This is a genomic window from Aeromicrobium sp. Root495 (assembly GCF_001426755.1).
GTDB lineage: Bacteria > Actinomycetota > Actinomycetes > Propionibacteriales > Nocardioidaceae > Aeromicrobium.
In genome coordinates, this window is record NZ_LMFJ01000001.1 from 395,820 (window position 1) to 406,079 (window position 10,260).

Annotated in this window: 11 protein-coding genes; 9 read left to right on the top strand and 2 right to left on the bottom strand. The window is 71.2% G+C overall.

The features are described 5' to 3' along the window. Positions 1-63 precede the first annotated feature (63 nt). Genes ASD11_RS02200 through ASD11_RS02220 form a run of 5 tightly spaced genes read left to right on the top strand, consistent with a single transcriptional unit; the run spans position 64 to position 5,619 of the window. Positions 64-1,644: a GMC family oxidoreductase gene (locus tag ASD11_RS02200; protein ID WP_056282681.1), complete on the top strand. Its 1,581-nt coding sequence runs from the start codon at positions 64-66 to the stop codon at positions 1,642-1,644. 2 nt (positions 1,645-1,646) lie between these two features. Next, complete coding sequence (locus ASD11_RS02205) at positions 1,647-3,176, top strand: aldehyde dehydrogenase family protein (protein WP_082554105.1); 1,530 nt, start codon at positions 1,647-1,649, stop codon at positions 3,174-3,176. A gap of 24 nt (positions 3,177-3,200) precedes the next feature. Further along, positions 3,201-4,388 carry an L-2-hydroxyglutarate oxidase gene (lhgO, locus tag ASD11_RS02210; RefSeq protein ID WP_056282686.1) on the top strand — a complete coding sequence of 396 codons (1,188 nt, stop codon included), beginning with the start codon at positions 3,201-3,203 and terminating at the stop codon, positions 4,386-4,388. A 35-nt stretch (positions 4,389-4,423) separates the two neighbouring features. After that, on the top strand, positions 4,424-5,191 hold the full coding sequence (locus tag ASD11_RS02215) for an SGNH/GDSL hydrolase family protein (RefSeq protein WP_056282688.1): 768 nt from the start codon (positions 4,424-4,426) through the stop codon (positions 5,189-5,191). Continuing rightward, positions 5,191-5,619 (top strand): hypothetical protein, encoded by a 429-nt coding sequence (locus tag ASD11_RS02220; protein ID WP_056282690.1) that lies wholly within the window; start codon positions 5,191-5,193, stop codon positions 5,617-5,619. Before ASD11_RS02215 ends, ASD11_RS02220 begins: the two co-directional genes overlap by 1 nt. Before the next feature lie 25 nt (positions 5,620-5,644). Here the strand turns inward: ASD11_RS02220 and ASD11_RS02225 are convergent, their stop codons facing one another. After that, positions 5,645-6,898, bottom strand: coding sequence for an isochorismate synthase (locus ASD11_RS02225; RefSeq protein ID WP_056282693.1), 1,254 nt, complete (start codon positions 6,896-6,898; stop codon positions 5,645-5,647). A gap of 50 nt (positions 6,899-6,948) precedes the next feature. Between ASD11_RS02225 and ASD11_RS02230 the strand changes: the two genes are divergently transcribed. After that, positions 6,949-7,644 carry a demethylmenaquinone methyltransferase gene (locus ASD11_RS02230; protein WP_056282695.1) on the top strand — a complete coding sequence of 232 codons (696 nt, stop codon included), beginning with the start codon at positions 6,949-6,951 and terminating at the stop codon, positions 7,642-7,644. A 136-nt stretch (positions 7,645-7,780) separates the two neighbouring features. Here the strand turns inward: ASD11_RS02230 and ASD11_RS02235 are convergent, their stop codons facing one another. Further along, entirely contained in the window at positions 7,781-8,293 is a 513-nt protein-coding gene (locus ASD11_RS02235) for an AAA family ATPase (protein ID WP_200940037.1), read from the bottom strand. Positions 8,294-8,423: 130 nt separating this feature from the next. Between ASD11_RS02235 and ASD11_RS02240 the strand changes: the two genes are divergently transcribed. The 3 genes from ASD11_RS02240 to ASD11_RS02250 all read left to right on the top strand — a co-directional run bounded on the left by ASD11_RS02240 (position 8,424) and on the right by ASD11_RS02250 (position 10,165). After that, positions 8,424-8,783 (top strand): NADH-quinone oxidoreductase subunit A, encoded by a 360-nt coding sequence (locus ASD11_RS02240; RefSeq protein WP_056282699.1) that lies wholly within the window; start codon positions 8,424-8,426, stop codon positions 8,781-8,783. A gap of 102 nt (positions 8,784-8,885) precedes the next feature. Continuing rightward, entirely contained in the window at positions 8,886-9,440 is a 555-nt protein-coding gene (locus tag ASD11_RS02245) for a NuoB/complex I 20 kDa subunit family protein (protein WP_056282702.1), read from the top strand. Beyond that, the gene (locus tag ASD11_RS02250) at positions 9,437-10,165 is read left to right on the top strand and encodes an NADH-quinone oxidoreductase subunit C (protein WP_056282705.1); all 729 of its coding nucleotides are present in this window, start codon (positions 9,437-9,439) and stop codon (positions 10,163-10,165) included. Before ASD11_RS02245 ends, ASD11_RS02250 begins: the two co-directional genes overlap by 4 nt. The last annotated feature ends 95 nt before the right edge of the window (positions 10,166-10,260 follow it).

Genomic DNA, 10,260 nt, shown 5'->3' on the forward strand with positions numbered 1-10,260 from the left:
CCTCTTGTGTCACGATGGGGCCAGCCCGTGTGTCCAGGGTCACGTCGTCATGAGGAGCCATGCATGCCCATCGAGACCTTCGACCACGTCGTCATCGGCTCCGGGAGCGGCGGTGGCGTGGTGGCCGCACGGCTCAGCGAGGACCCCTCCGTCAAGGTCCTGCTGCTCGAGGCCGGGCCCATGGACGACGACGACATGATCCACCTGCCCGCCGGGTTCTCGACGCTCTTCAAGACCAAGTGGGACTGGGGCTACCAGACCAACCCGCAGAAGATGCTCGGCGGACGCCGGGCCGACTGGCCCCGCATGCGCGGCCTCGGCGGCTGCTCCTCGATGAACGCCATGATCTACATCCGCGGCAACCACGCCGACTACGACGAGTGGCGCGACGTCTACGGCGCCGAGGGCTGGGGCTTCGACGATGTCCTGCCCTACTTCAAGAAGGCCGAGGGCAACACCCGGCTGCGCAACTCCTTCCACGGCAGCGACGGACCGCTCCACGTCGAGGACCGCCGCTACAACCACGAGCTCTCCCGGGCCTTCATCGACTCCGCGGTCGCCACCGGCATCAAGGAGACCGACGACTTCAACGGCGCCGAGCAGGAGGGCGCCGGCTACTACCAGGTCACGTGCCGCAAGGGCCGTCGCTGGTCCGTGGCCGACGCCTACGTGCGCCCGGCCATGAGCCGCCCCAACTTCACGCTGCGCACCGAGGCCTTCGTCACGACGATCGACATCGAGAAGGGCCGTGCGGTCGGCGTCTCGTACGTCCGCGACGGCGCGCTGCACCAGGTCCGGGCCAGCGGGGAGATCGTGCTCGCCGGCGGCGCCGTGAACACTCCGCAGACCCTCATGCTCTCGGGTGTCGGCCCCGCCGCGCACCTCAAGGAGCACGGCATCAAGGTCAAGGTCGACTCGCCCGGCGTGGGTCAGCACCTGCAGGACCACCCCGTCGCGGGGATCCTCGCCTACACGCAGAACACCACCGACATGGCCGAGTTCCTCGACCTGCCCAACATGCTCAAGGCACAGAAGCTCGGACGTGGCCCGCTGAGCTCCAACGTCGCCGAGGCCGGCGCGTTCTTCACCTCGCGCGACGACCTCGACCTCCCCGACCTGCAGATCCACATGACGCCCACGGGGTTCTACGACAACGGGCTGCACGAGCCCACCCGCCGGGCCATCACGGTCGCGCCCACGCTCGTGCGCGTCGAGAGCGAGGGCTACCTCAAGCTCCGTTCGGCCGATCCCACGTGGCACCCCGAGATCGAGGCGGCCTACCTCACGCAGCAGGCCGACGTCGACGCCATGCTCGCCGGCTACCGGACGGCGCTCGAGATCGTGAAGACCGGTCCGCTCAACGAGCTCATCGAGGGACCGTGGGAGCCGCCCACGTTCGAGCCCACCGACGAGCAGCTGCTCGAGACCATCGCCCGCCTGGGCCAGACGCTGTACCACCCCGTCGCCACGTGTGCGATGGGCTCGAACGACGACTCCGTCGTGGACTCCGAGCTCCGCGTCCGCGGCGTCAAGGGGCTGCGCATCGCCGACGCCTCCGTCATGCCGCGGGTCCCGCGCGGCAACACCAACGCACCGACCATCATGATCGGCGAGAAGGCCGCCGACCTCATCAAGGGAGCCTGACCATGACTGCCACCGTCGAGAGCACCAGCACCACCCCCGTCGCCAACGCCCCCGGGCCCGACCGCGAGACGTTCACCTCGCTCGACCCCGCCACCGGCGACATCGTCGGCACCCACCCCATCCACACCAAGGCCGACGTCGACGACGCCGTCGCCCGGGCCCGCGAGGCCGCCGCCTGGTGGGGCGCCCTGTCGTTCAAGGAGCGCGGCGAGTACCTCCTCACGTGGCGCAGCGTCATCACCCGCCGCATCGCTCAGCTGTCCGAGCTGTCGCACCGCGAGACCGGCAAGCCGCACGGCGACGCCATCCTCGAGATCGGCATCGCCATCGACCACATCGCGTGGGCCGCCAAGCACGCCGAGAAGGTCCTGGGCCAGCAGAAGGTCTCCTCGGGCCTCGTCATGGCCAACCAGTCCGCCTACGTCCAGTACAACGCGCTCGGCGTGGTGGGCGTCATCGGTCCGTGGAACTACCCGGTCTTCACGCCCCTCGGCTCCATCGCGTACGCCCTCGCCGCCGGCAACACGGTCGTCTTCAAGCCGAGCGAGTACACGCCGGGCGTGGGCCGCTGGCTGGCCGACACGTTCTCCGAGGTCGTGGCCGGACGTCCCGTCCTGCAGACCGTCACCGGGCTGGGCGAGACCGGCAACGCCCTGTGCGTGGCCGACGTCGACAAGCTCGCCTTCACCGGCTCGGGCCGCACGGGCCGCAAGGTCATGGCGGCGTGTGCCGAGAACCTCACCCCCGTCATCATCGAGGCCGGTGGCAAGGACTCGCTCATCGTCGACGAGGACGCCGACGTGAAGGCGGCCGCCGAGGCGGCCCTGTGGGGCGGCATGTCCAACGCCGGCCAGACCTGCATCGGCACCGAGCGCGTCTACGTGCACGAGCGCGTCTTCGACGAGTTCGTCCGCGAGATCACCGAGCAGGCCAAGGACCTCAAGGCCGCTCCCGGCGAGAAGCTCGGCCCGGCCACCATGCCGTCGCAGCTCGACATCATCCGCAGCCACGTCCAGGACGCGGTCGACAAGGGCGCCAACGTCGTGATGGGCGGCCCCACCGCCATCGGCGAGCGGTTCGTGCAGCCCACGATCCTCACGCACGTCCCGGAGGACTCCACCGAGATCACGGAGGAGACCTTCGGCCCCACCCTGGCCATCAACCCGGTGAAGGACATGGACGAGGCCATCGCCCTCACCAACGCGACGGCCTACGGCCTCGCCGGCGCGGTCTTCTCGGCCAAGCGCGGCATGGAGATCGCCCAGCAGATCCGCTCGGGCATGACGTCGATCAACTCCGTCATCGCCTTCGCCGGCGTGCCGACCCTGCCGTTCGGCGGCGTGGGGGAGTCGGGCTTCGGGCGCATCCACGGCCCCGACGGCCTCAAGGAGTTCACGTACGCCAAGGCCATCACGAAGCAGAAGTTCAAGCCCGTGCTCGCCCTCACGACCTTCGCCCGCGACGCCGCCACCGAGAAGCGGCTCGTGACGCTCCTCAACGTCCTGCACGGCGGGAGCAAGACGCTCAAGTAGGGCGGTGACTGGCAGGCTGGCCCCGTGAGTCAGCACGTGGTGGTCGTGGGCGCCGGCATCGTCGGCCTCGCGACCGCCCACGAGCTGACCCGGCGCGGCCACCACGTCACGGTCCTCGACAAGGAGGACCGTCTCGCGGCGCACCAGACCGGTCACAACTCGGGGGTCGTGCACTCGGGGCTGTACTACGCGCCCGGCTCGCTCAAGGCGCGGCTCGGGACGGCGGGTGCGACGTCCATGACCGACTTCGCCCGCCAGCACGGCGTCACGGTCGACCGGTGCGGCAAGCTGGTCGTGGCCACCGGTCCGGCGCAGCTCCCGGCCCTCGAGGAGCTGCTCCGCCGCGGCGTGGCCAACGGTGTCCCGTGCCGTCGCGTGGACCCGGGCGAGCTCCGGGAGCGGGAGCCGCACGTGGCCGGTGTCGCCGCCATCCGGGTGGACTCCACGGCCGTCGTCGACTACGTGGGCGTCTGCCGCGTCCTGGCCGACCTCGTCGTCGACGGTGGCGGGGAGCTCGTGCTGGGCGCCGTGGTCGAGGAGGTCCGGGCCGACGCGTCGGGGGTCGTGGTGCAGACCTCGTCGGGGGTCTTCCGTGCCGACCACCTCGTGGCCTGCGCCGGTCTGCAGAGCGACCGCGTCGCCCGGCTGGCCGGCGTCGACCCCGGCGTGCGCATCGTCCCGTTCCGCGGTGAGTACCTCGAGCTCACGCCGCACGCTGCCCACCTCGTGAAGGGGCTCGTCTACCCCGTCCCGGACCCCGACCTGCCGTTCCTCGGGGTGCACCTGACCCGCATGTTCGACGGCACGGTGCACGCCGGCCCGAACGCCGTCCTGGCCCTGGCCCGTGAGGGCTACACGTGGGGCACCGTCCGGGCGCGCGACGTCGCCGACCTGGCCGGCTGGCCGGGCACGTGGCGGCTCGCCCGCTCGTGGTGGCGCACGGGGGTCGACGAGGTCGCGCGATCGCTCTCGCGGAAGCGCTTCCTGAGCAGCCTCCAGGAGCTCGTGCCCGAGCTCACCGCCACCGACCTCGTGCCCGCGCAGGCCGGTGTCCGCGCCCAGGCCGTCGACCGCAGCGGGGCCCTCGTCGACGACTTCCTCGTGCGTCGTGGTCCGCGGCAGCTTCACGTCCTGAATGCTCCGTCCCCCGCAGCGACGGCCGCCCTCGAGATCGGGCGTCACCTGGCCGACGCCCTGGAGGACGTCGTCTGAGGGTGCGAGGAAGACTCCTGGCCTAATCTGGGCACGTGACTTTCCACCGGTACGTGGCGCTCGGGGACTCCTTCACCGAAGGAGTCGGCGACCACGACCCCACGCGTCCCAACGGCGTGCGGGGCTGGGCCGACCGGGTGGCCGAGGTGCTCGACGGCCAGGTCGATGACTTCTCGTACGCCAACCTCGCGATCCGCGGCCGCAAGCTGCTCCCCATCATCGACGAGCAGCTGGAGCCCGCGCTCGCCCTGCAGCCCGACCTCGTGAGCATCTACGCGGGGGCCAACGACGTGCTCCGTCCGCGGATCGACATCGACCGGCTGGTCGAGGCGTACGACCGGGCCGTGGGGCGGCTGCACGCCGCCGGCGCCCACGTCGTGATGTTCACGGCCTACGACCCCGGGGGCGCGCCGGTCTTCGGTGCCCTGCGGGGCCGGTTTGCCGTCTACAACGAGCTGGTGCGGCAGGTGGCCGAGCGCCACGACGCCACGCTGGTCGACTTCTGGCGCCTGCGTGACTACCGCGACGATCGGTTCTGGGACGTCGACCGCATGCACATGTCGTCGGTCGGCCACCAGCGCATGGCCGTGGCCGTCCTCGACGCCCTGGGGGTCCGGCACCGTCTCGAGCCCCTCCCGCTGCCGCCCCTGGCCCGGCTCACGGCTGCCGAGCGTCGCGCAGCCAACCTGGCATGGGCCCGTGCGCACGCGGCGCCGTGGGTGAAGCGCCGGCTCACGGGGACGTCCTCCGGCGACTCGCTCAGCGCCCGTCGCCCCTCGTTGCTCCCCGTGGACGGCCCCTGATGGTCAGGCTGCCCCGGCTCGGCCCCAAGCTCGCGGCCCCGCCCACCGACCTCGACGACTCCTCGCAGGAGCGTCTCGACGAGTTCCTGCGCATGGCCGGTGACGCCAAGGTGGTGAGCACGCGACGGCTGCTGTGGCTCGCCGTCGTGTTCGCCGGCCCGCTCAAGCTCAAGGACCAGAGCAACGTGAAGCGGGCGGGGGAGACCATGGTCCTCACGCCCCACACCGTCGTCATGACGCCGCAGGAGCACGTGGGCGTGGCCAAGGTGAGCTACTACCTCGAGCAGCTCGAGGCGGGTGAGCAGCTCAAGGCGGCCCGCATCACCGACGCCGGCCGCGACGCCGGCCTGTGGCACCTCGACGGTCTGCACCGCCTGCTCGCCGCCCGCATCATGGGCGAGTCGCTCGAGGCCGACGTCTACCGCTGACGTCCCGAGCCCGACCGGTCGAGGCTCAGCGCAGCGCGTCGATGACCGGGATGAGCTTGGCGCGCGACTCGGCCAGCTCGTCGGCGGGCCTGGAGTCGGCCACGATGCCGCAGCCCGCGAAGAGCCGGACGCGTTCCCCGTCGATCGCGACCTGGGCCGCGCGCAGCCCGATGCCCCACTCGCCGTCGCCCGACGCCCCGATCCAGCCGACGGGTCCGGCGTACCGGCCACGCTCGAGGCCCTCGATCTCGCGGATCAGGCGGACGGCCTCGTCCGTGGGCGTGCCGCCGACCGCGGCCGACGGGTGCAGGGCGGCAGCCAGGGTGAGGGCGGTGGTCTCGTCGCGGATGACCGCGGTGACGTCGGTCGCGAGGTGCATGACGTTGGGCAGGTGCAGCACGTACGGCGACTCGGGCACGTTGGTGCTGGAGCAGTGCGGGGTGAGCGCGTCGACGACCGAGCGCACGGCGTACTCGTGCTCCTCGAGGTCCTTGCTCGAGCGGGCCAGCGACCCGGCGAGGGCGAGGTCGCGCTCGTCGTCGCCGGTGCGCCGGATGGTCCCGGCCAGCACGCGTGACGTGACCAGGCCGCGCTCGAGCCGTACGAGCATCTCCGGCGTGGCACCGAAGAAGCCGTCGACGTGGAACGTCCAGCAGCCGGGGTAGTCGCGAGCCAGCCGGCCCAGCGGGGCGCGGACGTCGAGCGGGGCGTCGAGGGTGGCGTCGACAGCACGGGAGAGCACGACCTTGTCGAGCTGTCCGGACTGGATGCGGCTCACGGCGGCGGCCACGACGTCGGTCCACGCATCGGCGTCGACCTCGGCGTCGGTGAAGGTGACAGGGCCGGTCCGGCGGGGCTCGGAGGCGGGCTCCAGCGGGGGAGCGCTGCCCAGGGAGGTGCCGATGACCGTGACCCAGCTGGTGCCGTCGCGGCGGCCGACCACCACCTCGGGAACGACCAGGAGGGATCCGGTGGCGTCGTCGTCGAAGGTGAAGGTGCCGAACGCCACGAGGCCGCTGCCGGGGACGCCCACCTCGTCGCGCACGACGCTGCGTGCGGCCAGCTCGCGCCACCAGGCGTCGGCCTCGGCGAAACGTCCCGGCCCGGAGGTCTCCAGGACGGCGGCACGACCCCAGCCGACGAGACCGTCGCCGTGGTGCACCCACGCGACGGGGTCGTCGAGCGGCGGGAGCAGCGCGACGAGGTCGCCTGCGTCGTCGATGCGCCGGGTCCGCGCCACCAGCGGCGCCGCCGAGGGATCGAGTCCGGCTTCAGTCACCTGTCGAGCCTACCGGGCTCTCGTGAGGCGGTGGGGCCTACGCTGAACAGGTGAGCCGCGCCGGACTGGACAAGCAACCCCGAGACGTCGCCCGCATGTTCGACGACGTCGCACAGCGGTACGACATCACCAACGACGTCCTCTCCCTGGGCCAGGACCGTCGGTGGCGCAAGCGCGTCGTCGATCTCGTCGCCCCGCGGCCGGGCGAGACCGTGCTCGACCTGGCGGCCGGCACGGGCACCTCGAGCCAGCCGTTCCGGGCCGCCGGCGCCACCGTCGTGCCGTGCGACTTCTCCCTGGGGATGCTCGAGGTCGGCAAGAAGCAGCTGCCGCACCTGCCGTTCACGGCGGGCGACGGCATGTCGCTGCCGTTCCGCGACGAGTCGTTCGACGCCGTGACCATCAGCTTCGGGCTCCGCAACATCCACGACCCGGTCCAGGGCCTGCGCGAGCTCCTGCGCGTCACCAAGCCGGGGGGCCGCATCGTGGTGTGCGAGTTCAGCGCTCCCACGTGGGCGCCGTTCCGTGCGGTCTACACCAACTACCTCATGAAGGCGCTGCCGCCGGTGGCCCGCAAGGTGTCGTCCAACCCGGCCTCGTACGTCTACCTCGCGGAGTCCATCCGTGCCTGGCCCGACCAGAAGGGCCTCGCGCTCCGCATGGTCGAGGCCGGCTGGGGCAAGGTCGACTGGCACAACCTCTCCGGCGGCATCGTGGCTCTCCACCACTCCACCAAGCCCGCCTGACCCCTTCGCCCCGAGGTCGGTTTACCACGGTAACTACGTAAACCGTCCTCCCCTCGGCAACCTGACCCATCCCTACGGAAGCTTCCGTAGGGATGGGTCGGTTTACCAACACCCCGTGGTAAACCGACCTGGGGGGTCAGAGGGTGGCGAGCCAGGCGTCGACGGCGCGCTGGGTGCGCAGGCGCACCACCTCGAGGTGGGGGTGCTCGCGCTGCGCCGCGGGCACGAGCTCGGCGAGCAGGTGCCGCGTGCTCCAGGCCCAGCGCACGACGTGGTCGTCGTCGGTGAGCACGGTCCACAGCGGCGCCTCGAGGTTGCCGTTCCACAGCTCCTCGCGCCGGAGCCGACGTCGGACGGTGCGCCGCACGAGCCGCCGCATCGTGACGCGCACCGGGAGGTCGAGCCACACGATCAGCTCGGCGCGCGCGGCGAGCAGGGGACGGGCGGCCGGGTACTGCCACTCGGTCACCCAGCGCTCCGACGCCGCCAGCGCGCGCACCTCGTCGAGGAACTCCGGACGCGGCGTCCAGCCCGGTCCGTGGAAGAGCGCGTCGAGCTCGGTGCGAGGCAGGTCGAGCCGCTCCGCGACGGTTCTCGCGACGGTCGTCTTGCCTGTCCCGGTGGTCCCCGCGACGAGGATCCGCTGCATCGGTTCCATCCTTCCGGTCACCTTAGTGTGACCTAAGTTACAAGCGCCCCGGGGCAGGCGTAGGGTGAGACCCGCGTCACGTTGTGAACGCTTTCACAAGCGCACGATCGCCAGCGGCCCAGGAGGTGCTGTGAACGTCTACACCCCGATCCTCGTGCTCGGAGTGCTGGCTGCCGGGTTCGCGATCATGAGCGTGGGCATCGCCCCGTTCACCGGACCCAAGCGCTACAACCGCGCCAAGCTCGACCGCTACGAGTCGGGCATCCAGCCCAGCCCGCTGCCCGACGGTGGCGGCAAGGTGTCGATCCGCTACTTCATCATCGCGATGCTGTTCATCGTCTTCGACATCGAGATCATCTTCCTCTACCCGTTCGCCGTGGCGTTCGACTCGCTCGGCTGGTTCGCGCTCGTGGAGATGTTCCTGTTCATGGCGACCGTGTTCATCGCGTACGCCTACGTCTGGCGCCGAGGAGGCCTGGAATGGGACTGAGCGCAGCGAAGGAACGATCCAGCACTGCACGTTCGGGGCCCCGCGTCGGGCCCGACTCCCGCGCAGACGCGCAGGAGCACGACGGACCGAGGAGGGGCCGACGTGGGAATTGAGGAAAAACTGCCCAGTGGTGTCTTGCTGTCCACCGTGGAGGGCCTCGCGGGATACATGCGCAAGGCCTCGTTCTGGCCCGCCACCTTCGGGCTCGCGTGCTGCGCCATCGAGATGATGACGTTCGGCGCCCCGCGGTTCGACTCCTCGCGCTTCGGCATGGAGGTCTTCCGACCCAGCCCGCGCCAGGCCGACCTCATGATCGTGGCCGGCCGCGTGAGCAACAAGATGGCGCCCGTCCTGCGCCAGATCTACGACCAGATGGCCGAGCCCAAGTACGTGCTGGCCATGGGCGTGTGCGCCAGCTCGGGCGGCATGTTCAACAACTACGCCATCGTCCAGGGCGTCGACCACGTCGTGCCGGTCGACATGTACCTCCCGGGCTGCCCGCCGCGTCCGGAGATGCTGATCGACGCCGTGCTGAAGCTCCACGACAAGGTCCAGCACACCAAGCTGGGCGCCCACCGACTGGCCGAGATCGAGGAGCAGGAGGCAGCCGCCCTCACCGCGCTGCCGACGTCGGCCATGAAGGGCCTCATGCGATGAGCGACGAGACAGCCGGCGGGGGTGCCGGGTCGCGGGCGGCGGACGGCGCCGACGTCCCGGCCACGCCGTCTCCTCTGGACCGCACCACCCTCGAGGTCGTGGCTGTCCGCGAGGGCATGTTCGGCGTCCACGGCACCGGCGACACGAGCGGCTACGGCGGCCTCACGCGCCCCGTGGCCATGCCGGGCGCGAGCGCCAAGCCGTACGGCGGCTGGTTCGACGACGTCGCGGTCAAGCTCGAGGAGGTCCCCGACGCCATCGAGAAGGTCGTCGTCGACCACGGCGAGGTCACGTTCTTCATCCGCCGCGCCGCCCTCGTGGCCACCGCGCAGCACCTGCGCGACGACCCGGCCCTCCGGTTCGAGCTCTGCTCGGGCGTCAGCGGCGTGCACTTCCCGCACGAGGAGGGCCGCGAGCTCCACGCGGTCTACCACCTGCTCTCCATGACCCACAACCGCCGGATCCGCCTCGAGGTCACCGCCCCCGACGCCGACCCGCACGTGCCCAGCGTCGTGTCCGTCTACCCCACCGCCGACTGGCACGAGCGCGAGACCTACGACATGTTCGGCCTCGTCTTCGACGGCCACCCCGCGCTCACGCGCATCCTCATGCCCGACGACTGGAACGGTCACCCCCAGCGCAAGGACTACCCGCTGGGCGGCATCCCCGTCGAGTACAAGGGCGGCACCACGGCGCCCCCCGAGACGCGAAGGAGCTACTCGTGATCACCGCCCAGCGGCCAGTCCGGACACTCCGTCATTCCGCTCGCTGCGCTCGCGGGGGGCTCGGAGGCATCCCGGTGGAGTACAAGGGCGGCACC